We start from the raw sequence: 24,552 nt of genomic DNA on the forward strand, positions 1-24,552 counted from the left end.
GGGCCGGCACGTGCGCAGACTGACCTCGGCGCCCAGGGACGGCTGGGCCGCCATCATCGAGTCGCAGGGGCTCGCCTTCCACCGCTCCGCCCATCCCGGCGGGCTCACCCGGCCGTACTGGGACGAGAGCGCCCACTACGTCTTCACCATGGACGAGGTCCTGTCCCTGGAGGAGCAGGTCGAGGAGCTGCACCGGATGTGCCTGGCCGCGGCCGACCACATCGTGGCCTCCGGCCGGCTCGCCGACCTCGGCATCCCGCCGCACTGCCACGCGGCCGTCGCGGAGTCGTGGCGCCGCCGCGACCCGCACGTCTTCGGCCGGTTCGACCTGCGCCACGACGGCACGGGACCGGCCAAGCTGCTCGAGTACAACGCCGACACCCCGACCAGCCTCGTCGAGAGCTCCGTCGTGCAGTGGTTCTGGCTCAAGGACGTGTATCCGGACGACGACCAGTGGAACTCGATCCACGAGCGCCTGGTCGACCGATGGAAGACGCTCACGCTCCCCACGGGCCCGGCCCACTTCGCGTGGACCAGCGCCGACGAGACGGGCGAGGAGGCGATGACCATCGGCTACCTCCAGGAGACCGCGCAGCAGGCCGGGCTCGTCACGGCGGCCATCGCCATGGAGGACATCGGCTGGGACCCGCTCAACCACCGGTTCCTCGACATGGAGCACCGGGTCATCCGCACGCTGTGCAAGCTGTACCCCTGGGAGTGGATCGTCGGCGAACCGTTCGCGCCGCAGGCGCTCGCGCAGCAGGTCTCGATGACGTGGATCGAGCCGCTGTGGAAGATGCTGCTGTCCAACAAGGCCCTGCTCGCGATCCTCTGGGAGCTGTACCCGGGCCACCCCAACCTGCTGCCCGCCTACCTCGACGGTCCCCGCGAGCTGGCCGCGGGCCCCGGCTACGTGCGCAAGCCGCTGCTCGGCCGCGAGGGCGCCTCGATGCGGATCGCCGCTCCCGGGGTCGAGATGGAGACCGCGGGCGCGTACGGCGCCGAGGGCTTCGTCTACCAGGAGTTCGCGCCGTTGCCCGAGTTCGACGGCTGGCGCCCCGTGCTCGGCGCCTGGATGGTCGACGACGAGTCGGCCGGGCTCGGCATCCGGGAGACCTCCGGCCTCGTCACCGACGACACGTCCTCTTTCGTCCCCCACCGCATTCACGGCTGAAAGCGAAGGCCCCCCGTGGACACCAAGACCCCCATCGCCGACGCGCTCGCGCACGGCTCCCTGGCGATCCTCTCGTACGCCATCCTCGGCGTGCTGCTGCTCGTCGCCGGGTTCTACGTCGTGGACCTGGCGACGCCCGGCAGGCTCAGCAAGATCATTCGCCACGACCGCAACCCCAACGCCACGGTGCTGGCCGCCTCCAGCGTCGCCGGCGTCGGGCTCATCGTGGCGGCGTCCATCTGGTCGTCGGGCGGCGCCCTGCAGGAGGGGCTGCTCGCGACGCTCGTGTTCGGCCTCGTGGGCATCGCCGTGCAGACCCTCGGCATGGTCGCCTTCGACAAGGTCGCCGGCATCTCGGTGCGCGAACTCGTCCGCGAGACCGCACTGCAGCCCGCCGCCGTCCTCCTCGGGGTGACGCACTTCTTCATCGGCCTCATCACGGCCGTCGCCGTCATCTGACCGTACGGACGCGGTCCCGCCCGTCGTGAAACGTTCATCGGCCGGCGGGAGGACGCCCAGGTGGGACCGGCGGACGTCCCGAGCGGAGATTCGCGCGGGTACGCCCGTATAGACCGTTCCCGCCCGCAGGGCCTACTCTCCTCCTCGTGTTCAGGGGGACCGCGACGCCCGGGCGACCGGCCGAGGAACCGCCCCGGAAAGCCAGCGACCCCGACGACATCATGGAGGCAGCCGCCGTGGACGGAACGGCCGTCGCGGAACCGGAGGACACGGCAGGGCCCGCCGCGAACGGCGCGACCGAAGCCGCCGCCGAACCGGAGCAGCAGCGGGACGGCGAGGCCGGTGAGTCCGCGCAGGAGAGCGCCCCAGCGGGATGGTTCTCCAGAGTCAACCGGCACCTGGTCGCGCTGGCCGCGCTGTGCGGGCTCTCCGCGGCGCTCAACTGCACCCTGTCGCTGTTCAGGTTCGCCCACTTCCAGGTGGCCACCTACGACCTCGTCATCTTCGACCAGGCGGTGCGGGGATACTCGCGCTTCTCCGCGCCCACGGTGCCGCTGCGCGGGGTCACGGGCGGCTTCGGCATGGACTACGTCCAACTCGCCGACCACTTCTCGCCGATCCTTGCCCTGCTCGCGCCTTTCTACTGGCTCCACGACGGGCCCCAGACGCTCCTCGTGGCGCAGGCCGTGCTGTTCGCGCTGGCCATCCCGTTCATCTGGAAGTTCACCCGCCGCGTGCTCGGCACCCCCCACGCCTACCTCGTCGCCGTCGCGTACGCGATCTCCTGGCCGATCGCGCAGGCGACGGCGGTGGAGTTCCACGAGGTCGCCTTCGTGCCGCTGCTGAGCGCCATCGCCATCGAGCGGCTGCACGCCGGGCGGTGGCTGCCCGGACTGCTCGCGGTGGCCGGCCTGCTGCTCACCAAGGAGGACATGGGCCTCCTGGTGGCGGGTATCGGCGTGTGGCTGTTCGTCACCGGGCAGCGCAGGCTCGGCACCGGGCTGGTCTTCGCCGGAGTGGCCGCCTTCGAGGTGGTGCGCAAGTTCCTGATCCCGCTGGCGGGCGGCAACCCGGCCTACTACACGCGCTACTCCAAGCTCGGCGAGGACCTGCCGCAGATGCTGTGGAGCGCCGTCACCCGGCCGCACGAGTTCGTGGCCATGCTCTTCGACGCCCACCCGAAGTGGGACACCTGGGGCCTGCTGCTGTGGCCGTCGCTGTTCCTGTGCCTGCTGTCCCCGCTGGTCCTGGCGGCGCTGCCGCTGATCCTGGAGCGGCTGCTGGCCGACTCGGACAACTGGTGGTCGACCGGCTGGCACTACGACGCGTTCGTGATCGTGATCCTGCTGATGGCCGGGGTGGACGGCGCCGCCCGGCTGATCCGGTGGCTGGAGCGGCGCGGGGTGCCGCGCCCCGGGCACGGCCTGCGCCTGGCCTACGCCGCCGCGGTCCTCGCGGTCGCGGTCACCACGGTCCCCTACCGGCCGTTCGACAACCTGATGAACCCCGACTTCTACCGGCCGGACCCGCGTACGCCCGCCAGGGAGGAGGCCATGAGCCTGGTCCCCGACGGCGTCGTGGTGGAGGCGACCGACGACTTCGGCGCGCGGCTGTCCGGCCGGACGACCGTGCTGTGGTGGGACTACCAGAAGCGGGGCACGCCCTGGATCGTGGCCTCGATCAACGACGATCTGCGCGGTCTGGTCGACAGCTACCTGGCCGAGGGCTACGAAATGCGCCTCGACCGCGACAACATCGTCGTCCTGCACCGCATCGGCGCCTGACGCCGTCGCGACGTGCGGCGACGCCGTCCACACCCCCGTGCAACACGAACGCCCCGATGACCTGGCACGCTAGAGGGCGTGAGCGAGCGGGGTGCGGGTAGCGGCGGACAGGTGCGTACGAACGGGTGGAGCGACGTCCTCCGGGTGACCGGGGACGGCGTTCCGATGAGCGACAAGATCCGGGAGGACACCGCGCGGCGGCTCGACCGGGCCATGGGCAGCCTGGGAACGGCCGCGATGGCCCGGATGGAGGAGCGGCTGTCCTGGTACCGCGCGCTGTCGGCGGAGGACAGGTCGTGGGTCGGCCTGGTGGCCCAGGCGGGCATCGCGGCGTTCGTGGAGTGGTTCGGCCACGCGGGCGAGGGACGGCCGACGCCGAGCATCGAGTTCTTCGGCACCGCGCCGCGCGAGCTCAAGCGCAGCGTGTCGCTCCAGCAGACGGTCGACCTCGTCCGCATCGTCGTCGAGGTCGTCGAGGCCCAGGTCGAGGAGCTGGCCGCGCCCGGCGGCGCGGAACTGCTGCGGCACGCGATGCTGCGCTACACGCGCGACGTCGCCTTCGCCGCCGCCCAGGTGTACGCCAGGGAGGCCGAGGCGCGCGGCTCGTGGGACGCGCGGCTTGAGGCGCTGATCGTGGACGCGCTGGTGCGCGGCCAGGTCGACGACGGGCTGCACTCGTGGGCCGCCGCGCTCGGCTGGACCTCCGTGCCGGTCGTGGTCTTCGCCGGGTACGCCCCGGACGAGGACCCGCAGAGCGTGATCGACGGGCTGCGCGACAAGGGCCGCCGTCTCGGCCACGAACTGCTCGCCGGGGTGCAGGGCGACCGGCTCATCGTCATCGTGGGCGGCGCGGACGGCGTCAAGGACGCGGCGCGCGGCGTCGTGGCGCGCTTCGGTCCCGGGCCCATCGTCATCGGGCCCGAGGTGCCCGACCTGCACGCGGCGGCCAGGTCGGCCCGCGCCGCCATCGCGGGCCTGCGCGCCGCGGCGGGCTGGCCCGACGCCCCGCGCCCGGTGCTCGCCGAGGACCTGCTGGCCGAGCGGGCGCTGGACGGCGACGAGGACGCCCGGGCTCAACTGGTCGAGAACGTCTACAAACCGCTCGCCGGGACCCCCCTGCTCGACACGCTCGCCACGTACCTGGAGCAGGGGACCTCGCTGGAGGCGACCGCCCGGCTGCTGTTCGTCCATCCCAACACCGTGCGGTACCGTCTACGTAAGATCACGGAACTGACCGGGTACCAGCCCACCGAGGGACGGTCCGCATTCACCCTCCAGGTAGGGCTCATACTCGGGCGCCTGTCCGTAACCTGAGCCGGGTGCCTTAATCTTTCCGACACCGAAACTGTAGGTACCCCACAAGGCGGCGGCCACAAAGTTCGTTCGGATCTCCATCAGTGTGGTGAACCTCTACAGGGCAGGGTTGAGTACGTGCTCGTCATCGTCGCTCCGGGCCAAGGCGCCCAAACCCCAGGATTCCTCAGTCCGTGGCTCGAGATCCCCGAGTTCCGCGAGCGGATCTCCGCGTGGTCGGAGATCGTGCGGCTCGATCTCGTGTCGTACGGGACGACCGCCGGCGCCGACGAAATCCGCGACACCGCCGTGGCCCAGCCCCTGCTGGTGGCGGCCGCCCTGGCGTCGTACGAGATCCTCGGTGTCCGGCCGGACATGGTCGCCGGCCACAGCGTGGGCGAGCTCGCCGCCGCCGCGATCGCCGGGGTGCTGACCGCCGAGCAGGCCCTCGCCCTGGTGCGCGAGCGCGGCCAGGCCATGGCCAAGGCCGCGGCCATCACCGAGACCGGCATGAGCGCGGTGCTCGGGGGCGCGGAGGAGGACGTGCTCACCATGATCTCCAAGCACGGGCTGACCCCCGCCAACATGAACGGCGCGGGACAGATCGTCGCGGGCGGCACGCTGGCGCAGCTTGAGGCCTTCGCGGCCGAGCCGCCGGAGAAGGCGCGGGTGCGCCCCCTGGCGGTCGCCGGAGCCTTCCACACCGTCCACATGGCTCCCGCGGTCGACCACCTGCGTGCCGAGGCCGCGGGCCTCACCCCCATGGAGCCGTCGGTCACGCTGCTGTCCAACGCGGACGGCGCGGCCGTCTCCCGAGGCGGCGATTTCCTGGAGCGGCTGGTGAACCAGGTGGCCAACCCGGTCCGGTGGGACGCCTGCATGGCGACGATGGCCGGGCACGGCGTCACCGCCATGATCGAACTGCTGCCCGGCGGCACGCTGACGGGCTTGGCCAGGCGGGCTCTGCCCGGCGTGAAGACCGTGGCGCTCAAGACCCCCGCCGACCTCGACTCCGCCAGGGAGGTGCTGAAGTGAAGCTCCGCGAAGGCGCTCCCGCGGCGAGGGTGCTCGCCTTCGGCGGCTACCAGCCCGCCCAGGTCGTCACCAACGACGACCTCGCCGCCCGGCTCGACACCAACGACGAGTGGATCCAGAGCCGCGTCGGCATCAGGGAACGCCGCGTGGCGGGCCCAGAGGAGTCGGAGATCGACCTCGCCGTGCAGGCGGGCGGCAAGGCCCTGGCGGCCAGCGGCCTGTCCAGCGACGACATCGACCTGGTGATCGTGGCGACCTGCACGGTCGAGACGCCCATTCCCAACGCCGCGGGCCGCGTCGCCCACCGGCTCGGCATCACGGCCCCCGGCGCCTTCGACGTCAACGCCGCATGCGCGGGCTTCTGCTACGCGCTGGCCGCCGCCTCCGACGCCGTGCGGACGGGCTCGGCGACCAACGTGCTGGTCGTCGGCAGCGAGAAGCTCACCCAGTGGGTCGACAGCGACGACCGGTCCACCGCGGTCATCTTCGCCGACGGCGCGGGCGCCGCGGTCGTGGGCCCTTCCGACCGGCCGGGCATCGGCCCGGTGGCCTGGGGCAGCGCGGGCGACAAGGCCGAGGCGATCGCCATCAAGGACCGCCGGTCCTACCTCCATCAGGAAGGCCAGACGGTGTTCCGCTGGGCCACCACCGCGCTTCACCCGGTGGCCAAGCTCGCCTGCGAGCGTGCGGGGGTGGACCCCGCCGACCTGGACGCGTTCGTCCCCCACCAGGCGAACCTGCGGATCGTCGAGGCCATCGCGCGCAAGCTGGGCGCCGACAAGGCCGTCGTCGCCAAGGACATCGTGCTCGCCGGCAACACCTCCGCCGCGTCGATCCCGCTCGCGCTCTCCCGCATGATCGAGCGTGGCGAGGTCCGGTCGGGAGATCTGGCCCTGCTGCTGGGCTTCGGCGCCGGCCTCACCTACGCCTCCCAGGTGATCGAGATCCCCTGAGGAACTTGTACGGCCTGCCGTACACAGCTGGGGCGACCCAGGAAACCGGAAGACAGAAAATCCAAGGAGTAGTCGCGACATGGCACTGACCGAGCAGGAGATCCTCGCGGGCCTCGGCAAGATCATCAACGAGATCACCGGCATCCCGGCCGACGAGGTCACCCCGGAGAAGAACTTCGTGGACGACCTCGACATCGACTCGCTGTCCATGGTCGAAATCGCCGTCGCGGCCCAGGACGAGTTCGGCGTCGAGATCCCCGACGACCAGCTCAAGCACCTCAAGACCGTCAAGGACGTCATCAGCTTCATCCAGGCCTAAAGGTCGTGTCTGGCGAATCGTGGCCCGCCTCTCGAGCGGGAAGCATTTGTCAGACACCCTCAAGCCTCGTCCGGCGAACCGAGCCCCGCGGCGTTGTCACCGGCCCCCGCGAGCATCCCTCGCGGGCCCGGGATTTCCGCGGGGAACCGGGAGAGGCGGCCGAAGCCCCGCTTCGGCCTCTTCCCACCGCCACGCGAAGCGCCGCCGTGACCCACGCTCACGGCGGGCGGCGTTCGCCGGACTCCCCGGGCCGCAATCCCAGTTTCACCGTACGAGGGCCGCACGGACCAGCCCGCTCCGCCCACGGCGAGCCGACAGCGCACGTCCGGCCACATCAACGCCACGCAAGAGGAGTGCAGACAAGTGAGTAAGGACCGGGTACGTGTCGTAGTCACCGGGCTCGGCGCGACGACGCCCCTCGGTGGAGACGTCGCATCGACCTGGTCGGCGCTCCTCGAGGGGCGGTCGGGCATCCGCACGCTCACCGAGGACTGGGTCGACACCGTGCCGGTGAAGTTCGCCGGTGTGGCGGCCGTAGACCCCGGCGAGGTGCTTCCCCGGCCCGAGGCCAGGAGGCTCGACCGCGCCGAGCAGTTCGCCCTGATCGCCGCCAGGCAGGCCTGGCAGGACGCGGGCGCCCCCGACGTGGACGGGGAGCGGCTCGGCGTGGTGGTCGGCAGCGGCATCGGCGGCATCGGAACGATCCTTTCCGCCTACGACCTCTACCGTGAGAAGGGCTGGAACCGGCTGTCGCCGTTCACCGTGCCCATGCTCATGCCCAACGGGTCGGCCGGTTGGATCAGCATCGAACTGGGCGCGAAGGCCGGCGCGCACGCCACGGTCAGCGCCTGCGCCACCGGCGCCGAGTCCATCGGCTACGGCATCGACATGATCCGCTCCGGCCGGGCCGACATGGTGGTCGCCGGCGGCACGGAGGCGGCGATCCACGGTCTGAACGTGGCGTCGTTCGCCGCGGCGCGGGCCATGTCGACCCGCAACGACGAGCCCGAGCGCGCCTCCCGCCCGTTCGACAAGGGCCGCGACGGCTTCGTGCTCGGCGAGGGCGCGGGCATCGTGGTGCTGGAGTCGGAGGAGCACGCCCTGGCTCGCGGCGCCCGCATCTACGCCGTGGCCGCCGGCGCCGGTTACACCAGCGACGCCTACCACATCACCGGGCTCGACCCGGACGGCAAGGGCGGCCAGGAGGCCATGCTCCGGGCCCTCAGGAACGCCGACCTCGCCCCGTCGGACGTCGTCCACGTCAACGCCCACGCCACGTCGACCCCGCTCGGCGACGAGATCGAGGCCCGTGCGATCAAGGAGGCCGTCGGCGGCCACGCGATCGTCACCGCCACCAAGTCGATGACCGGCCACCTCCTCGGCGGCGCGGGCGGCATCGAGTCGATCTTCACCATTCTCGCCCTGCACGAGCGGATCGTGCCGGCCATCGCGAACCTGGAAGACCCGGCCGACGGCATCGAGGTCGACCTCGTACGCGGCGAACCGCGCAAGCTCGAGGGCGACCAGCTCGCCGCGATCAACAACTCCTTCGGGTTCGGCGGACACAACGTCGCCGTGGCCTTTACGACGGTTTGACTAGGGAGCCTCGAATGACAGTGCTCGACAGCAGGACGGTGGCCGACGCCGCCGAAGCGGCCGCCGTCGATCCTCGCGACCCCCTGGTGCGCCTCGGCCACCTGCTGGACGAGGGGTCCATCCGGGCGATCACCCCGGAGGACGGGAGCGGCGTGCTGGCGGTGGCCGGTCGCGTCGAGGGCGTGCCGGTCGTGGCGTTCTGCAGCGACGCCCGGGTCCAGGGCGGCGCCATGGGCGCGCAGGGCTGCGAGCACATCGTCCATGCCTACGACGTCGCGGTGCGCGAGCGGGTGCCGATCATCGGCCTCTGGCACTCCGGCGGCGCCCGGCTCGCCGAGGGCGTCGAGTCGCTGCACGCGGTCGGCCGGGTGTTCGCCGCCATGACCAAGGCGTCGGGCGTGGTCCCCCAGATCTCCGTCGTGGTCGGCCCGGTGGCAGGCGGCGGCGCCTACGGCCCCGCCCTGACCGACATCGTGATCCTCGCCGACAACGGCCGCATCTTCGTCACCGGGCCCGACGTCGTGCGCAGCGTGACCGGCGAGGACACCGACATGGCCTCGCTCGGCGGGCCTGAGCCGCACAGCAAGCGCAGCGGTGTGGTCCACGTCGTCACCAAGGACGAGCCCGAGGCGATGCTGCGGGCCCGTCAGCTCGCCAGCCTGCTCGGCCACCAGGGCCGGGTGCGCGGCGAGGTGGACGAGGTCGAGTTCGGCAGCCTGCTCCCCGAAAACCCCCGCCGCGCCTACGACGTGCACCCGCTGGTCAACGGGCTGCTCGACGAGCCCGGCGTGGAACTGCACCCCAAGTGGGCGCCCAACATCGTCACCAGCCTGGGCCGCCTCGGCGGCCGCACGGTCGGTGTCATCGCCAACAACCCCATGCGGCTCGGCGGCTGCCTCGACTCCACCTCCGCCGAGAAGGCCGCCCGGTTCGTCCGGATGTGCGATGCCTTCGGGGTGCCGCTGGTGGTGCTCGTGGACGTGCCCGGCTACCTGCCCGGTGTCGGCCAGGAGCACGACGGGATCGTACGGCGCGGCGCGAAGCTGCTGCACGCGTTCGCCGAGGCGTCCGTGCCCCGCGTCACCCTGATCACCCGCAAGGCGTACGGCGGGGCGTACATCGCGATGAACTCCCGCTCGCTCGGCGCGACCCGGGTGCTCGCCTGGCCGTCCATCGAGGTGGCGGTCATGGGCGCGGTCGCCGCGGTGCGCATCCTCAAGCGGCGCGAGCTCGCGGCGGCCCCCGAGGAGGAGCGCTCCGCCCTCGAGGCACGACTCGCCGACGAGCACGAGAAGGCGGCGGGCGGCCTCCAGCGGGCCCTCGACCTCGGCGTGATCGACGAGGTGATCGAGCCGGCCAAGACGCGCGGCGTGATCGCCCGGGTGCTCGCCCAGGCCACCCCGGCCAGGGGCGCCCACGGCAACATCCCGCTCTGACGACGACTCGTCCCGGAAGCGCCGGTCCCCGCACCCCGGGGGCCGGCGCTTCCGCCGTTCACCGGACGGCCCGGGACAAGGAGACGACGCGCCGGGTGGCGTGGGTCGTCGGCACGACCGGCCGTGCGAAAAGAGGACAGGATCAGACGGCGGCGTGCAGCCAGCGCACGGGCGCACCCTCGCCCGCGTACCGGAACGACTCCAGCTCCTCGTCCCACTGCTTGCCGAGCAGACGGTCGAGCTCGTCCTCAAGGACGACCCGGCCCTGGGCGGCCATCAGCATCACGTTGCGTAGCCGGTCCTCGGGCACCAGGATGTCGCCGTTCGCCCCGACGACCGCCGTGAAGGCGCCCAGCGTCGGCGTGTAGGCGTGCCGCGAGCCGTCGACACCCGGCGAGGCGTCCTCGGTTATCTCGAAGCGGATCCGCTGCCAGCCCATGAGTGAGGACGTGATCGCCGCGGCCGTGCCGGGGCGCCCCTCCCACTCCGCCTGGGCCCGCAAGGTCCCGGGCGCGGCGGGCTGGGCGGTCCACGTCAGGTCGACGGGCACGCCAAGAACGCCTGCGACGGCCCACTCGATATGCGGGCACAGCGCAGGCTGAGCCGAGTGGACGTACAGGACGCCACGAGCAGCAGCCACCGGACCTCCCAATCGCATGAGGTGCGCCTTCCCCAACGGCCTCATACTTGGAATGATCACGGTTAGATGACTGTAGGAGAGACTACCGTCCGTCGCAGTCCGGCACCAGAGGGGGGTCATACCGATTGGTGCTTGGTGACCAACAGAATCGGGAAGGACGCGTTCCGTAGTCATCACGGAAGGCCACCCCCATGCGCAGCCGGCTCGTCGAACCCCTCCAAGGACGGCCCGCCCTCATCCGGCCCGACGAACTCCTGACCTCCTCCCCCGGCGCCGTCGCCCGGTGGGCGCTGGCCGCCGAGCCCCTCCCCGGCACCGGTCGCGTCCACCGCGTACGGCTCCCGCCGGGCGCCGACGTGGTCGACCTGACCGCCACGCTGCGCGACCGCGGGCACCCGGCCTCCCCCAACCACCTGCTGACGGGCCAGCCGCTGTTCTTCGGCGGGCCCGGCGGGCCGCCCGTGCCCGCGGCGGCTCCGCCGTACGCGCCGGGCGAGCAGTGCGACGTCACCGTGGCCGTTCTCGACACCGGGCTCGCGCCGCACCCGTGGCTCACCCCCTGGTACCGCGACGACATCGCCGAGACGCCCGACGCGGACGGGGACGGCGTGCGCGACCGGCAGGCCGGGCACGGGACGTTCGTGGCCGGGCTGATCCTGCGGCACGCGCCCGGCGTACGGCTTCGCGTCCTGCGCTTCCTGGACAGCGAGGGCGTGAGCGACGAGGCGGCGCTGCTGCGGGCGCTCGCCACGCTGCGCGGCGCCCGCGCCGACATCGTCAACCTCTCCTTCGGCGGGCACACCTTCGACGACGCGCCACCCCTCGGCCTGGCCGAGGCGCTCGCGGGCTTCCCCGCCGTCGTCGCGTGCGCGGGCAACACGGCGTCGCCGCGCCCCTTCTGGCCGGCGGCCCTGCCCGGCGTGGTCGCCGTCGGCGCGCTCGACGGGGACGCCAGGGCCGGCTTCTCCGCGTACGGCCCGTGGGTGGACGCCTGGGCGCCTGGCGTCGACCTGACCAGCAGCTTCCTCGACTACGGCGACTTTCGCGGCTACGCCGCCTGGAGCGGCACGTCGTTCGCCGCCGCCGTCGTCACCGGCGCGCTCGCCCGCCTGTGCCGGGAGGTCCCTCCGGACGTGGCCGTGGCCCGCCTGCTCGGCGGCGCTCGGCGCGTCGCGGACCTCGGGGTGGTCGTGGCGGGCGGGGATCGATAAGGTGCCTGTCACGACATGCATCCCCCCGAACGCATAGAGTGACGAATGCCGACAGACAACTCGTTCGCCATCATCGACCAGGCCGCCTGGGAGGACCTCGTCGCCCGGTACGACGGCAGGATGTGGGCCGTGGCCCGCGCGTTCGGGCTGAGCGCCGCCGACGCGGCCGACGCCGTGCAGGGCGCCTGGCTCCGGCTCGTGGAGAACGCGGACGCCATCCGCGATCCGGAACGGATCGGCGCATGGCTCGTCACCACGACACGGCACGAGGCGGTCCGGCTCGGCCGCAGTGCCCGCGGAGAGATCGTCTCCGACCTGGACGTGCCGGACACGGCGCTTCCCGATCCGACGGCGGCGGTGGTCGACGCCGACTTCGGCAGGCAGGTGTGGCGCAGGCTCGACCTGCTCGGCGAGCCGTGCCGCTCGCTCATCCGCCTCTACGTGCTCCACCCCGAGGCGAGGTACGCCCAGATAGCGGTCCGGCTCGACCTGCCGGTCGGCAGCATCGGCCCCACCCGGGCCCGCTGCATGGCCCGCCTGCGCGCCCTCGTGGAGGAGGAGGCCCGATGAGGGAGGAATACCTGCTGGCGGCCCTGCGCATGGGAGCGGGCACCGACCCGGTCCCCGCGGGCGTGTCCGCCGATGCCCGCTCGGCCTTCGGCCTGCTGCTGCCCGGTGGCGTGCCGGCCGGGCCCGTCGACGTCGCGGTGCCGCCCGGCGCCCGCTCCGCTGACGGGACGGCTCACGGAACGGCGGACGGGACGGCGGACGCCGGCGTCCGCAGGTTCAGCGCGGGCGGCCTGGTCATCGACGTCGAGACGTCCGTCAGCGGCGGGCGGATGGAGGTGGCGGGCCAGGTGTCCCCCGCCCCCGGCCCTGACGCCAGGGTCGAGGTGCGCACCCCGCACGTCGGCAAGGTCCGCGTGCCCTCGGGCGACGGCCACTTCGCGGTGGCCGGCCTGCCGCCCGGGTGGGTCAGCGTGGTCTGCCACCGGCCCGGTCATCCGCCCGTCTTCACCCGCTGGTTCCACGTACGCCCATGACACGTGCGCCCATGAGCTCCCCCGCGGACCTGCTGGGCAGAGCCGAGACCGCCGTACGGCTGTCGGGGACCGACCCCGGGCTCGCCCTCGCGGAGGCGAGAGCCGTACTGGCCCTGACCGGGCGGCCGGGACCCGCGGGCGCGTACGGCGAGGCGGTCTCGGTGGCGCTGCGCGCGGCGGCGCTGGCCGCACGCGAACTGGGCGACCTGGAGCTCGCCGGAGAGCGGCTCGCGGAGGCGGTCGCGGCGGGGCGGGGCTTCCCGCGCCGCGTGGCGCAGGCCCGGATGTCGCTCGTCACGGTCCGCGCCCAGCTCGGCGACCCGGAGGGCGGGCTGCGGCTCGCCGACCTCGCCGAGCGGGATCTCGCGGGCACGGACCTCGCCAGGCTCGGCGTGCAGCGGTCGGTCGCCCTGATCCTGCTGGGACGGCACGAGGAGGCGGTGCGGCACTGCGACCGGGCGATCGGCCTGCTCGGCGACGATCCCCGCTTCCACGCGGGCGGTCTGCTGAACCGCGGCCTCGCCCACACCTACCTCGAACGGTACGGCGAGTCGGAGGCCGACCTGGCGGCGTGCGCCCGGGTCGCGAGGTCGGCGGGCCTGGACCACGTCGCGATGCTGGCCGAGGGCAACCTGCCGTTCGTGGCCGCGCGGCGCGGCGACGTCGCGACCTCCTTCGCGCGGTACCGGGCGGCGGAGGCCGCCATGTTCGGATTTCCCGAACGGCTCGCGACGATGCGCACCGACTTCGCCGAGGCGCTGGTCGCGGCGCGGCTGCCCGGCGAGGCGCGCACGCTGCTCGAACAGGCCGTCCCCGAACTGGTGGCGGCCGGGGCGCAGGCGGCGGTTCCCGGAGCGCGGCTGCTGCTCGCCCAGGCCGCCCTCCTCGCCGGGGACACGGCGCTGGCCGAGACGACGGCGGGCACGGCCCTCGCCGAGCTGGACGCGCAGGGCAGGACGGCCTGGCTGCCCCTCGCCCGCGAGGTCGTCCTGCGAGCCCGCCTCGCGCGCGTCACGGCCGCCGGCTCCGGCACGCACGACGACCTCTCCGCCCTGGTCACCGAGCTGATCGCCTGCGCCGACGATCTCGCGGGAAGCGGCTGGCCCGGAGCGGCGGCGGCCCTGCGGCTCACCGCCGCCGCTGCCGCCGTACGGCTTGGCGTGGTCACGCGTGCCCGCGCCCAGCTCGACCTCGTCGCGACGGGCGCGACGCGTCCCCTCGTACGCTGGCACGCGGCGGCGATGCGGCACCACCTGGACGGGGACCTCGACCGGGCGCTGGCGGCCGCGGCCCGGGGCATCGACACCCTGCGCGAGACCCCGCACGGCACCGTGCCCGGCTCCCCACCCGACGCGGAGTCGCGGGTGCACGCGGCCAGGACGGCCGAGGACCTCGCCGAGTTCGGCCGGGAGATCGCCCTCGAACGGGCGGCGCGCACGGGAGACGCCCGGACGGTGCTCGAATGGGCCGAGCGGTGCCGGGCGGTCGTGCGCGGCGCGGCACCCGCGTTCCGGGCACCCGCCGCCCCGCCCGCCGGGGCGGGGATCCTGGTGGAGCTGGTGCGGCACGGCGACGACCTGTTCGCCGTCACGGCAGGCCAGGACGGCTGCGCGCTGCGCGCGCTCGGCTCCTACCAGGCCGCGGTGGAGGCGACCGTGCGCATCAGGTACGGCCTGCGCCGCCGCGCTCTTCGCGACACCACGGCCGACGCGGGCGCCCGTCCGGCGGGGGCCGGCGAGGCGGTCGCCCAGGAACTGTCCGCGCTCGACCACGTTCTGCTGTCCGGCCCCGGCACACTGGCCTGCGCGGGCGGCCCGCCCGGCGCGCCGGTGACTATCGTGCCCACCGGAGCGCTGTGCACGCTGCCCTGGCCGCTGCTCCCCTCGCTGCGCGGGCGGCCCGTGTCGGTGGCGGCCGACGCCGCCGCGTGGCTCGCCCCGCGCCAGGAGCCGGCCGCCGCCCCCGTGGTGCTGTCGGTCGCGGGCCCCGGCCTCGACCACGCCGCGGCCGAGGCCGACATGGTCGCCGCCGCGCACGCGGGGGCCCGTCGCGTCGGCGCCACCAGGGCGGAGGTGCTCCACGCGCTGGAGCGGGCCGACGTGCTGCACGTCGCCGCCCACGGGATGTTCGCCCCGCGCGGGCCGATGCTGTCGCGGATCACGCTGGACGACGGGCCGCTCATGGCCTACGACCTGCTGACCGTGCGGCGGATCCCCCGCCTCGTCGTGCTGTCGGCCTGCGACGCGGGGATGGCGCACGCCCCGGTCGACGGCGCGGCGCTGGGCCTCGCCGGGGCCTTCCTCGACCGCGCCGCGCGCAGCGGAGTGGCGGGGTGCGTGGTGGCCGGGGTGGTGCCGGTGCGCGACGACGAGGCGCCGGCGCTCATGACGCTGTTCCACACGCTGCTGGCCGAGGGCCGCTCCCCCGCCGAGGCGCTGGCCAGGGCGTCGGAGAAGACGGCGGTGCCGGGTTTCGTGTGCTTCGGCGCCGGCGACGTGCCCTTCCGCGCCGGCTGACCGCCCGCGTGCGCTGCCGGCGGGCGCCGTCAGCCGGTCGCGACCGGCCTGCCGGGGTCGGCGACCCAGTTGGACCACGAGCCGGCGTACAGGGCCGCGGGCAGCCCGGCGATCTCCAGTGCGAGCACCTCGTGCGCGGCCGTGACCCCCGACCCGCAGTACGCGCCGACGGGCACGCCCTCGACCGCCCCGAGGGTGTTGAAGCGCTCGCGGAGGAACTCCCTGGCGTGGAACCGCCCTCCCGGCTCGACGTTCTCCCCGGTCGGCGCGCTGACCGCGCCGGGGATGTGCCCGGCGATCGGGTCGACCGGCTCCACCTCGCCCCGGTAGCGCTCGGCGGCCCTGGCGTCGAGCAGCACGCCGTCGGCCGCCAGCGCGGCGGCCCCGTCCGCGTCGACCACCGGCATCCCTCCCGGCCGCGCCGTGAAGTCGCCGGGCGGCACGGGCCCCCCCTCCTCCTTGGTCACGGGCAACCCGGCCCGTGACCAGGCCCGCAGCCCGCCGTCGAGGACGCGCACGTCGTCGTGGCCGAAGTAACGCAGCGTCCACCAGGCCCTGGCCGCCGCCGTCGAGTCGGCGTCGTCGTAGACGACCACCGGCCTCGCCTGCGACACCCCGAGGCGGCGCATCGCCCGCTGGAACGCCTCCCGCTCGGGCAGCGGATGCCGTCCCCCCGGTCCCGGCGGGGCGGCGAGGTCGGCGTCGAGGTCGCAGAAGACCGCGCCGGGGACATGGCCCTCGCGGTACGCCTCGATGCCGGGCGGTCCGCCCAGCCGCCACCGGACGTCGAGGATCGCGACGTCGCCGATCGCGGCGAGCTCCTCAGGAGTGATCAGCGGGCTCATGCCATCTCCTCGCCTTCGGTGCGGTGCCGGACGGCGCCGCTGCCATTGTGCCGCGCGGCGGGCCCGGCCAGGCGCGACCCCTCCGCGCGCGCTTTCCCGCGGGTCTCCCACGGACCGTCAGCGGCGGACCTCCACCAGCGGCACGTTCTGCTCCGCGGCGGTCAGCGAGCCGTGGTAGCCGATCATCGACGCCTCCACCGGCGCTCGGGCCGAGGCGACGATCACGCACTCGCCGTACGGCACGGCCACCACGTCGCCGATGCGGCCGAGCCACTCGCGGCGGACGCGGCGGCCGAACCAGCCCGCGGCGACGGCCTCCTCACGGGTGACCACCCAGGCGCGCCCGCGCAGGGCCTTCCGCCAGGTCTCCAGGACCGCCGACGCCGCTCCCGGCGAGGTGTGGACGTGCCGAACGCGGGCCTCGCCGCCCAGCATGTGCACGCCTTCCCGCAGGTCGGGCCGGAGGTCCACGTCGACCTTGTCCGTGGCGTTGACCATGCCGTGGTCGGCCGTGACGTACAGGACCGCGCCAGGGGGCAGGCTCGCGGCGAGGCGCTCGGCCATGCGGTCGGCCACGGCGAGCTTCTCCAGCCACTCCTCGCCGCCCCACCCCCGGGAATGCCCCGCCCGGTCGACGTCTCCGTAGTAGACGATGACGAACCTGCTCTCCCGCAGCGCCTGCCGCGCCGCCTCGACGCGCTCGCCTGGGCTCTCGGCCGCCCGGTGGCGCACGCCCCGGTAGACCGCGTGGGTCAGGCCGGTGCCGGCGAGCGCGGCGGGCGCCACGTAGACGGGCTCGACCCCCGCCGCCGCCATCCGTTCGTAGACGGTCGGCGCGGGCTGCCACGCCCACGGGTCGATCGGCGGGCCCGGGGCCGTCCAGTGCAGGCAGTCGAACAGCCTCCCCTCTCCCGGGACGGCCATCTGGATGCCGAGCATGCCGTGCTCCCCGGGAGCGACGCCGGTGCCCAGGCTGGCCAGGCTGGTCGGGGTCGAGGAGGGGAAGCCGGCGGTGAGCGTCCCGCGCAGGTGGGCCGACAGGAACGGCGCGGCGCCCGCGTGCGCGGCCAGGAGTTCGGCGCCGAGGCCGTCCACCAGGAACACGCACACCCGCGCGGCCGGCTCCAGCGGGGGATCCAGCGCCGGACCGGCGGCGGCCGGCAGCCCGAGGGAGCCGAGCAGCGCTCCCGGCAGCTCGGCCAGCGAGGCCGTGCCGTACGCGGGCACGTACGGCACGGCCGGCACTGTCGGCACTGACTGCACCGGCGGCGGCGCCGGGGGAGACGCCGTGGACGACGCCCCCGGGGGCGAGACGGAAGACGTCGCTGGGGGCTGGGGGTCGAACACGTCGCCTCCCGGCGGATCGAGGAGGATGGTCGGGAAGAGCGTCAGGGCACCTACGTCGCCGCTTTGGCGGTGGCCTCCGAGAGCGCCTTCGCGAACGCCAGCACGTGGGTGACCGCCTCGGGGCCGTCGGCGGCCTCGCTGACCCGGAGGGACAGGTCGTCGGCCGTGACCGCGCCGGTGTAGCCGTGGTCGGCCTCGCAGTTCTCGTCGCCGCAGGTCGCCGGTTCGAGATCGACGTGGGAGATCGCGCCCCAGCCGATCGTCAGCGTGACCTCCGTCGGGGGGACGCCGGGCACGTACGACGCCGGGTCGGGCACGACCCTGGTCACGGCGACCGACTGGATGCGGCTGAGCCGCACCGCCTCGGTGGTGGTGGAGGCGTGCGACGCGGGCATGCCCTCGGCGGGCGGATGCTCGTCGGTGTGGCAGACCAGCAGCCGGGTGGGCGAGAGGACCAGGACCGTGACGTGCCTGCGCACCTCCATCGCCGGGTCGAACGTCGCCTCGTGATGCACGACGAACGCCGTGACCTGCTCGTTGCCGAGCGCGGAGTCGACGGCGTCGGCCACCAGGTCCGGGTAGTAGCCGCTTCGATCAATGGCCTCGCGCAACCCCGCTGCGGAGACTCGGGTTTCCCTCATGGGTCCATCCTGCCCTGTAAGGGACACCTGTTTCACACCCCGGCGCTACGGGTTTTCCGCCCAGGTGTCCGCGCCCGGCCGATCAGCTGAGCCGCCGGGGGCCGACGTCGGGGCGCAGCGCGGTGACCGGGCGCAGTACGGCCCGCGCCCCGAGGACGGTCACCCCCGACGCGCCCGCGAGTACCGGGTCGAGGTCCATCCTGGCGACCTCGGGCAGCGCGTCGGCCAGCAGCCCCACCCGCACCAGCAGTTCCTCCAGCGCCTCCACGGCCACGGCCTGGTAGCCGTACTCGCCGAAGAGCAGCGGCGCGGCGCGCACCGACCGCACCAGCCCGGCCGCGTCCTCCGCGGTGACCGGCGCCAGGCGGTACGCCTGGTCGCCGAGCAGCCGGGCGGTGACCTCGCCGAGGCCGAACGTGACGACCCCGCCGAAGTAGCGGTCCTGGGTCACGCCGACGACGGTCGGCACCGAGGGCTGCGGCGCCATGCGCTGCACCGCGAGCGGAGTGTCCCGGCCGAGCAGGGCGGCGAGGTCCGCGTACGCCTGCCGGACCCCGGCGGGGTCGGTGAGGCCGATGCGCACGGTGCCGGCGCGGCGGGCGTCCTCCGGGTCGGCCGGCTTGACCACGACGGGCCCGCCGAGCCGCTCGGCGATGGCGACGGCCTCCTCGGCGTCTGCGGCGACGTGCGCGGGCCACACCTCGATGCCGTAGCAGGCCAGCAACGGCGACGCGTCGATCTCCCGCTCCTCGCCGGCCATCCCCTCGCCGGCCATCCCCTCGCCGGCGGCCTCGTCACCGCTCAGCGCGGCGGCGACGATCCGCCGCGCCTCCGCGGTGTCGACGTCCTCGACGTGCGGGACCATGCCCGGGGGCCGCCCGCGCCATTGGGCGTACCGCACCGCGTGGGCCAGCGCGCGGACCGCCTCCTCAGGGGCGGGGAAGGACGGGATCGACCCCCGCTGGGGGGACTCGTCGCCGGGACCGCCGGGCACCCGCAGGTCCGGCGGCATGCCCATCTGCCCCTGGAAGGTGGCCAGCACCGGTTTTCCGGACTCCCGCGCGGCCTCCAGCAGCGCCTCGGCCACCTCGCGGGACTCGCCGGGGATCGGCGGCATGTAGATCGCGACGGCGGCGTCCACCTCGGCCAGGACGCGCCGCAGCGCCTCGGCGAACTCGGCCGCGCCGGCCTGGGCGCCGAGGTTGACCGGCGGGCGCGGCTCCAGGCCCGCGCCCGCGCAGGCCTCCTCCGCGAGGAGCGTGAGCGCGTCGGAGTTGCCGACCACCCCCACCCGGGGGCCTTCCGGCAGCGGCTGGTGCGCCAGGAGTTGCGCGACGTCGAAGAGTTGCACCAGGTCGTCCACCCTGATGACGCCCGCCTGCGCGAACAGCGAACTGAGCGCGGTGTCGGGCAGCGCGAGCACCGGCGCGCGGTGCCCGCCGGGGACGCCGCGCGACTTGACCACCACGATCGGCTTGGACCTGGAGATCCGCCTGGCCAGCCGGGTGAACTTGCGCGGGTTCCCGATCGACTCCAGGTAGAGCAGGATCACGTCCGTCGACGGGTCCTCCTCCCAATACTGGAGAAGGTCGTTGCCGGACACGTCGGCCCGGTTGCCGGCCGAGACGAAGGTCGAGATGCCCATGCCGCGCTGCGCCACCCGCTGGAGCAGGGCGGTGCCGAGCGCGCCCGACTGGCTGAAGAACCCGACCCTCCCCCGCCCGGGCAGGGTCGCCGCGAGCGTCGCGTTGAGCCGTACGGCGGGGTCGGTGTTGGCGATGCCGAGGCAGTTGGGCCCCACCACCCGCATGCCGTACCCCCGGGCGATGTGGACCAGTTCCTCCTGGCGCGCCCGGCCCTCGGGTCCGGTCTCGCCGAACCCGGAGGACAGCACCACCAGGCCCTTCACGCCCTTCTGCGCGCACTCCTCCACGAGTTCGAGCACGCCCTCGGCGGGAACCGCCAGCACGGCGAGGTCCACCTCGCCGTCGATCGCGGACACGTTGCGGTAGGCCCGTACGCCGGCCACGGCCCGCACCTGCCGGTGGACGGGGTAGACGGGGCCGGTGAAGTCGGCCGCGAGCAGGTTGCGCAGGACGGCCTGGCCGATTCCGCCCGGTTCGCGGCTCGCGCCGATGACCGCGACCGACTCGGGGTTCAGCAGGCGGGCGATCGAGCGGGCCTCGGCCCGGTGCTCGCGGGCGAGCCTGACCTCCTGGGCGGTCTCGGTGCTGGACAGGTCGAGCGTCATGCGCACGACCCCGTCCTCGAACTGGCTCTGCGCCGTGTAGCCGGCCTGGCGGAACAGGCCCATCATGCGGTGGTTGCCCGGCAGCACGTCCGCGATGAACGTCTTGATCCCGCGCTCGCGCGCGGCGGCCCGCAGGTGCTCCATGAGCACCGAGGCCACGCCCCTGCCCTGGTGGGCGTCCTCGACGAGGAAGGCCACCTCGGCGTGGTCGCGCGGACTTATCCGGTCGTATCGCACTACCGCCACCATCTCGGTGCCGATCGTGGCAATGAGGGCGACCCGGTTGTCGTAGTCGACGTTGGTGAACCAGACCACGTCCTTGTCGGTCAGCCGCGGCCGGGGCCCGAAGTAGCGGAAATAGATCGACTCCGCCGACAGGCGCGAGTAGAACGAGCGCAGCATGGCGGCGTCGTCCGGCCTGATGGGGCGGACGTGGGCGGTGCCGCCGTCCGACAGCACGACGTCCGCCTCCCAGTGGGCGGGGTACCGAGGGTGCACGCATTCGAGGCTAGCGGCGCCCGGCCTGACCCGGGCTGAGAGATTTCTTACGGCTGCCCGGTCGATCCAGCGAGATCGCTTGTAAGGGAGCTACCTGGACCGACGCGACGAAATGGGCAACGCTTGTGCATCGACTGTGCCCGTCTGTCCGCTCTCCACCCCACGACGCCCCTGGAAGCTGTTAGGTTTCTGGACGTCAGCCTCACAGCACGGAGAGGACGCCGCCCCTCCCAGGGCATGGCTCGCCTCCACTAGCAGTTGCAAGGTGGTGACATCATGACGCGGGTCGTCGTGGTGGGCGATCTCATGACAGACGCGGTCGCCCGCGCGAAGTTCCCTCTCGCCAGGGCCAGCGACACCCCTGCCGTCGTGACCATGCACGGTGGCGGTTCCGGCGCCAACATCGCCTCCTGGCTCGCCGTGGAGGGCTCGGAGGTGGCCTTCATCGGCCGCCGCGGCGCCGACATCACCGGCCGCAACCGCGACATGGAGCTCATGGGCTACGGCGTGGACGCCCGGCTCGTCATGGACCCCGAGCGGCCGACCGGCACCTGCGTCGTGCTCGTCACGCACAAGGGCGAGCGGACCATGCTGTCCGACCCCGGCGCCAACGCCGCGCTGTCGCCCGAGGACCTGCCGCGCGATCTGTTCGCCGTCGGCGGTCACCTGCACATGTCGGGATACACCCTGATCAACGACGGGTCGCGCGACGCCGGCCTCGCCGCGCTCGACATGGCCCGCCGAGCCGGCATGTCGATCTCCGTGGACTGTTCCTCGGCCGCCCCGCTGGAGCGGACCGGCGCCGAGCCCTTCCTGGAGTGGACCGACGGCGCGAAGCTGCTGTTCGCCAACGGCGACCAGGCCAAGGTGCTCACCGGCAGGGACGACCCGGCCGCGGCGGCCAAGGTGCTGACCGCGTGGTTCCCGCAGGTCGTGATCAAGCTCAACGCCGAGGGCTCGCTCTGGTACTCCAACAACCGCCCCGAACCGGTCCGGGCGTCCGCCGAGGTCGTCGACCGCGTCGTGGACGGCACCGGCGCCGGTGACGCCTTCACCGCCGGTTTCCTGCCCGTCTGGCTGGACGGCAAGCCGGCCGCCGAGGCGCTGGCGGCTGGCAACGCCCTCGCCGCCAGGTGCATCTCCAACCTCGGCGCCCGCCCCCGGCTCTGACCGCGGCCCGTCCACACGCCCGGGATGCCGAACTCCCGCGCAGCAGCCGCACGAACGGGACCAGGAGCAGCAGCGCCCCCACTGGGAATAGCCCTTCGATGGTCCGGGCCGAGCCCGGCCCTGCCAGGCTCGGCTCTGCCCGTCGAGGACGGGACGAACATCGACGCGTCCGGCCACGTCGTCTACCCCAGCAGTTCGCGCAGCCGCCCGCGCGCACGGAAGATCCAGACTTTGACCGTATTGAGCGGGACCTGAAGGACGGCCGCCGTCTGCTCGTACGTCAGCCCTCCTGCCCACAGCAGCAGCGCATCCCGGTGGGCAGGAGGGAGTGCGGCCAGCGCCTGACGCAGATCGAGCATCTCCGCCACTGTCTCATCGAAACCCCTTTCGGCCGCCACGGGCTCGGCGGCCTCGGAGAACAGCGGCTCCTCGCGGTTGGAGCGGTGGCGCAGCACTGATAGGGCGGCGTTGCGCGCGACTACAAGGACCCATGCCGCGAAGGGTGCCCTGCCTTCGAATGCGGGAAGTCCCTTCCATACTGCGATCTGCGCATTCTGCAGGGCGTCAAGGGCATCCGCCCGGTTGCCGGTCAAATGAAAACACAGACCGAACGCTCGTCGCTCGACGGTAGCCCATAGGGCGCGGAATGCCTCGGCATCACCCACGCGTGCGGCCGCGACGAGCACGGCCTCGTCATCCCCCATAACAGGCGAAGACATGCCGCGGTCCTTTCAGCATATGAAGATTCGCCGCAATAACACCATGTCGTTCGCTACCGGGACATGAGATGAGACGACGTGATATTGGACCGTAACAACCGAGCTACAACCGGGCTCGACACTGCCGATGTCATCGCTGCCCACGGCGTCGAGGCCATGCACTCCGTGGAAAGCCCGAGCGGAAATTCCCGGATCCCGGTGAAACAATCTCGGCGCCCCCGGCATCCCTGTCAGTGACGCACCCATCCACGTCAACGGGAGAGCGACATGGACGCCTTCTACGCCGGCAACGCCAACGTTGGCTGGACGGACCTCAGCGGAGACGGGATCATCGAGACCCAGCTCATCGACCACGCGGGGGACGGCACCGCTGACGAGCGACTGACCGACCTCAACGGCGACGGCATCGCCGACACAGTGGGCTATGACACCAACAACGACGGCGTCGAAGACGTCCAGCACGTCGACACGAACTACGACGGCGTAATCGACACCCAGCTGTTCGACACGAACTACGACGCCGTAATCGACACCCGGACCACCGCCGGCCCGGCCGCCTCCTCCGCCGCCGGGCCGTTCCCCACCGGGCCGTTGCCCACCGGGGAGGGCCACACCGGTGTGCCGCCGATCAGCGACGCCAACCAGGGCTTCGTCGATTACCTCAACACGGTGGTGCAGGACGGTCACACCCTGACTCAGGCGGCCCTCAATCCCGACTCCGTCTCACCGGAAGAGGTGGAGGCCGCCAGACAGCGCAGTGACAACAGTGCGGCCAACACCCTCTACCTCGAGGGCCTGAACCACGAGGCCCAGGTTCGCAACGACATCACCAGAAGCGACTACGAGCGCCAGTGGAACGAGACGGCGAGGGCGGACGCGGCAGCCGCCGAGAGGGAGGCCGAAAGAGCACAGAGCGAAGCCGACTGGGCCGTGTGGCGGTCCCAGAACGACCTCGCCTAATACGCGCGCCGCAGACCGCCGCCCGGACCCTCCCACCAGAGAATTCGCCACCCGTCCTCCTGACGACCCTCGCCGGCTGAGATCTCACGAAAAGAGCCTCGATGACGTCCCCGCAAGAGAACCTCCCCCCCTACGACTCCGGATGGAAAGTCGAGACCCCCGGCGCCGGCCGGAGTGCCGCGTGGCGGTTCACTCCCCTCTCCTTCGCCTGCGCCGCCTACGCGCTGTTCTCCTCCGCGCTGCTGCCGGTGTGGACCTATGGCACCTCGGCCCGCGGGTTCGCGTCGATGTTCCTGGTGGCCCTCGTCATCGTCGTCGTGGTCGCCCCTTTCATCGCCGACCGTCGCCGTCAGGAGCCTCAGCCGGGCATGACGGCCGTCATCGCGTTTCTGATCGCCGTACCGCAGTTTTTCTTCGTGCTCAACCCGGGCATCGTGGAAACTCCCCTTCTGCGACTGAGCATTCAGCTACTCCTCGGGCTCGCCGGAACGCTGCTCGGCATCGTCGGCTTCCGCAAGGGGGACCACCTGGGCGTGGTGGCCGCACTCGCCTCCGCCGCGGTATCCGTCAACCTGATCCTGCTCTACATAATGATCATTCACTTCTAATGACGAACCGGCCCTCGGGAGCGGCCAGGCAGACCAGTCCGTCGTACGAGCTCG

Annotated in this window: 22 protein-coding genes; 16 read left to right on the top strand and 6 right to left on the bottom strand. The window is 73.0% G+C overall.

The window, feature by feature from the left end; translation table 11 throughout:
- Window positions 1-10: 10 nt before the first annotated feature.
- The 9 genes from HHX31_RS24335 (at window position 11) to HHX31_RS24375 (ending at window position 10,049) form a co-directional block, all read left to right on the top strand.
- The gene (locus HHX31_RS24335) at window positions 11-1,174 is read left to right on the top strand and encodes a glutathionylspermidine synthase family protein (RefSeq protein WP_169950679.1); all 1,164 of its coding nucleotides are present in this window, start codon (window positions 11-13) and stop codon (window positions 1,172-1,174) included.
- A 15-nt stretch (window positions 1,175-1,189) separates the two neighbouring features.
- Window positions 1,190-1,633, top strand: a complete 444-nt coding sequence (locus HHX31_RS24340) for a DUF350 domain-containing protein (RefSeq protein WP_169950680.1) — start codon at window positions 1,190-1,192, stop codon at window positions 1,631-1,633.
- Between the two features lie 146 nt (window positions 1,634-1,779).
- Window positions 1,780-3,417 carry a DUF2079 domain-containing protein gene (locus HHX31_RS24345; RefSeq protein WP_311932213.1) on the top strand — a complete coding sequence of 546 codons (1,638 nt, stop codon included), beginning with the start codon at window positions 1,780-1,782 and terminating at the stop codon, window positions 3,415-3,417.
- 165 nt (window positions 3,418-3,582) lie between these two features.
- Window positions 3,583-4,731 (top strand): CdaR family transcriptional regulator, encoded by a 1,149-nt coding sequence (locus HHX31_RS24350; protein ID WP_249346499.1) that lies wholly within the window; start codon window positions 3,583-3,585, stop codon window positions 4,729-4,731.
- Window positions 4,732-4,848: 117 nt separating this feature from the next.
- Window positions 4,849-5,745 carry an ACP S-malonyltransferase gene (locus HHX31_RS24355; RefSeq protein WP_169950681.1) on the top strand — a complete coding sequence of 299 codons (897 nt, stop codon included), beginning with the start codon at window positions 4,849-4,851 and terminating at the stop codon, window positions 5,743-5,745.
- A complete protein-coding gene (locus HHX31_RS24360; protein WP_169950682.1) occupies window positions 5,742-6,698 on the top strand; it encodes a beta-ketoacyl-ACP synthase III in 957 nt (318 codons plus the stop codon). Before HHX31_RS24355 ends, HHX31_RS24360 begins: the two co-directional genes overlap by 4 nt.
- 79 nt (window positions 6,699-6,777) lie before the next feature.
- Window positions 6,778-7,017 carry an acyl carrier protein gene (locus HHX31_RS24365; RefSeq protein WP_169950683.1) on the top strand — a complete coding sequence of 80 codons (240 nt, stop codon included), beginning with the start codon at window positions 6,778-6,780 and terminating at the stop codon, window positions 7,015-7,017.
- 363 nt (window positions 7,018-7,380) lie between these two features.
- The gene (gene fabF, locus HHX31_RS24370; RefSeq protein ID WP_169950684.1) at window positions 7,381-8,613 is read left to right on the top strand and encodes a beta-ketoacyl-ACP synthase II; all 1,233 of its coding nucleotides are present in this window, start codon (window positions 7,381-7,383) and stop codon (window positions 8,611-8,613) included.
- A gap of 14 nt (window positions 8,614-8,627) precedes the next feature.
- On the top strand, window positions 8,628-10,049 hold the full coding sequence (locus HHX31_RS24375; protein WP_169950685.1) for an acyl-CoA carboxylase subunit beta: 1,422 nt from the start codon (window positions 8,628-8,630) through the stop codon (window positions 10,047-10,049).
- Between the two features lie 142 nt (window positions 10,050-10,191).
- On the opposite strand, the gene HHX31_RS24380 is transcribed toward HHX31_RS24375, so the two are convergent.
- Window positions 10,192-10,689 (bottom strand): DUF3145 domain-containing protein, encoded by a 498-nt coding sequence (locus tag HHX31_RS24380; RefSeq protein WP_036404524.1) that lies wholly within the window; start codon window positions 10,687-10,689, stop codon window positions 10,192-10,194.
- Between the two features lie 191 nt (window positions 10,690-10,880).
- Between HHX31_RS24380 and HHX31_RS24385 the strand changes: the two genes are divergently transcribed.
- From HHX31_RS24385 to HHX31_RS24400, 4 genes are read left to right on the top strand one after another with little or no spacing between them, the layout of a single operon-like run.
- Window positions 10,881-11,900, top strand: coding sequence for a S8/S53 family peptidase (locus HHX31_RS24385; RefSeq protein ID WP_169950687.1), 1,020 nt, complete (start codon window positions 10,881-10,883; stop codon window positions 11,898-11,900).
- A 45-nt stretch (window positions 11,901-11,945) separates the two neighbouring features.
- A complete protein-coding gene (locus HHX31_RS24390; protein WP_169950688.1) occupies window positions 11,946-12,470 on the top strand; it encodes an RNA polymerase sigma factor in 525 nt (174 codons plus the stop codon).
- On the top strand, window positions 12,467-12,943 hold the full coding sequence (locus HHX31_RS24395) for a hypothetical protein (RefSeq protein ID WP_169950689.1): 477 nt from the start codon (window positions 12,467-12,469) through the stop codon (window positions 12,941-12,943). Before HHX31_RS24390 ends, HHX31_RS24395 begins: the two co-directional genes overlap by 4 nt.
- A gap of 11 nt (window positions 12,944-12,954) precedes the next feature.
- A complete protein-coding gene (locus HHX31_RS24400) occupies window positions 12,955-15,459 on the top strand; it encodes a CHAT domain-containing protein (protein ID WP_169950690.1) in 2,505 nt (834 codons plus the stop codon).
- A gap of 29 nt (window positions 15,460-15,488) precedes the next feature.
- On the opposite strand, the gene HHX31_RS24405 is transcribed toward HHX31_RS24400, so the two are convergent.
- The 4 genes from HHX31_RS24405 to HHX31_RS24420 all read right to left on the bottom strand — a co-directional run bounded on the left by HHX31_RS24405 (window position 15,489) and on the right by HHX31_RS24420 (window position 21,041).
- Window positions 15,489-16,304: a sulfurtransferase gene (locus tag HHX31_RS24405; protein WP_169950691.1), complete on the bottom strand. Its 816-nt coding sequence runs from the start codon at window positions 16,302-16,304 to the stop codon at window positions 15,489-15,491.
- A gap of 117 nt (window positions 16,305-16,421) precedes the next feature.
- A complete protein-coding gene (locus HHX31_RS24410; RefSeq protein WP_311932214.1) occupies window positions 16,422-17,558 on the bottom strand; it encodes an alkaline phosphatase family protein in 1,137 nt (378 codons plus the stop codon).
- A gap of 143 nt (window positions 17,559-17,701) precedes the next feature.
- A complete protein-coding gene (locus HHX31_RS24415; protein ID WP_169950692.1) occupies window positions 17,702-18,292 on the bottom strand; it encodes a DUF5998 family protein in 591 nt (196 codons plus the stop codon).
- An 82-nt stretch (window positions 18,293-18,374) separates the two neighbouring features.
- Window positions 18,375-21,041, bottom strand: coding sequence for a bifunctional GNAT family N-acetyltransferase/acetate--CoA ligase family protein (locus HHX31_RS24420; protein WP_169950693.1), 2,667 nt, complete (start codon window positions 21,039-21,041; stop codon window positions 18,375-18,377).
- A gap of 276 nt (window positions 21,042-21,317) precedes the next feature.
- Between HHX31_RS24420 and HHX31_RS24425 the strand changes: the two genes are divergently transcribed.
- A complete protein-coding gene (locus tag HHX31_RS24425; protein WP_169950694.1) occupies window positions 21,318-22,211 on the top strand; it encodes a carbohydrate kinase family protein in 894 nt (297 codons plus the stop codon).
- 182 nt (window positions 22,212-22,393) lie between these two features.
- On the opposite strand, the gene HHX31_RS24430 is transcribed toward HHX31_RS24425, so the two are convergent.
- The gene (locus HHX31_RS24430) at window positions 22,394-22,930 is read right to left on the bottom strand and encodes an RNA polymerase sigma factor (RefSeq protein ID WP_169950695.1); all 537 of its coding nucleotides are present in this window, start codon (window positions 22,928-22,930) and stop codon (window positions 22,394-22,396) included.
- Between the two features lie 267 nt (window positions 22,931-23,197).
- Here HHX31_RS24430 and HHX31_RS33780 point away from each other — a divergent pair, with 267 nt between their 5' ends.
- Window positions 23,198-23,890, top strand: coding sequence for a hypothetical protein (locus HHX31_RS33780; protein ID WP_211590269.1), 693 nt, complete (start codon window positions 23,198-23,200; stop codon window positions 23,888-23,890).
- 101 nt (window positions 23,891-23,991) lie between these two features.
- The gene (locus HHX31_RS24440) at window positions 23,992-24,498 is read left to right on the top strand and encodes a hypothetical protein (RefSeq protein WP_169950696.1); all 507 of its coding nucleotides are present in this window, start codon (window positions 23,992-23,994) and stop codon (window positions 24,496-24,498) included.
- The last annotated feature ends 54 nt before the right edge of the window (window positions 24,499-24,552 follow it).

Source organism: Microbispora sp. H11081 (assembly GCF_012999535.1).
Taxonomy (GTDB): domain Bacteria; phylum Actinomycetota; class Actinomycetes; order Streptosporangiales; family Streptosporangiaceae; genus Microbispora.

Excerpts from the sequence above, each read along its gene's own strand:
- HHX31_RS24350 (WP_249346499.1), top strand. The coding sequence starts at position 3,583 with ATGAGCGACAAGATCCGGGAGGACACCGCGCGGCGGCTCGACCGGGCC.
- HHX31_RS24365 (WP_169950683.1), top strand. The coding sequence starts at position 6,778 with ATGGCACTGACCGAGCAGGAGATCCTCGCGGGCCTCGGCAAGATCATC.
- HHX31_RS24375 (WP_169950685.1), top strand. The coding sequence starts at position 8,628 with ATGACAGTGCTCGACAGCAGGACGGTGGCCGACGCCGCCGAAGCGGCC.
- HHX31_RS24385 (WP_169950687.1), top strand. The coding sequence starts at position 10,881 with ATGCGCAGCCGGCTCGTCGAACCCCTCCAAGGACGGCCCGCCCTCATC.
- HHX31_RS24390 (WP_169950688.1), top strand. The coding sequence starts at position 11,946 with ATGCCGACAGACAACTCGTTCGCCATCATCGACCAGGCCGCCTGGGAG.
- HHX31_RS24395 (WP_169950689.1), top strand. The coding sequence starts at position 12,467 with ATGAGGGAGGAATACCTGCTGGCGGCCCTGCGCATGGGAGCGGGCACC.
- HHX31_RS24400 (WP_169950690.1), top strand. The coding sequence starts at position 12,955 with ATGAGCTCCCCCGCGGACCTGCTGGGCAGAGCCGAGACCGCCGTACGG.
- HHX31_RS24405 (WP_169950691.1), bottom strand. The coding sequence starts at position 16,304 with ATGAGCCCGCTGATCACTCCTGAGGAGCTCGCCGCGATCGGCGACGTC.
- HHX31_RS24415 (WP_169950692.1), bottom strand. The coding sequence starts at position 18,292 with ATGAGGGAAACCCGAGTCTCCGCAGCGGGGTTGCGCGAGGCCATTGAT.
- HHX31_RS24425 (WP_169950694.1), top strand. The coding sequence starts at position 21,318 with ATGACGCGGGTCGTCGTGGTGGGCGATCTCATGACAGACGCGGTCGCC.
- HHX31_RS24430 (WP_169950695.1), bottom strand. The coding sequence starts at position 22,930 with ATGTCTTCGCCTGTTATGGGGGATGACGAGGCCGTGCTCGTCGCGGCC.
- HHX31_RS33780 (WP_211590269.1), top strand. The coding sequence starts at position 23,198 with ATGGACGCCTTCTACGCCGGCAACGCCAACGTTGGCTGGACGGACCTC.
- HHX31_RS24440 (WP_169950696.1), top strand. The coding sequence starts at position 23,992 with ATGACGTCCCCGCAAGAGAACCTCCCCCCCTACGACTCCGGATGGAAA.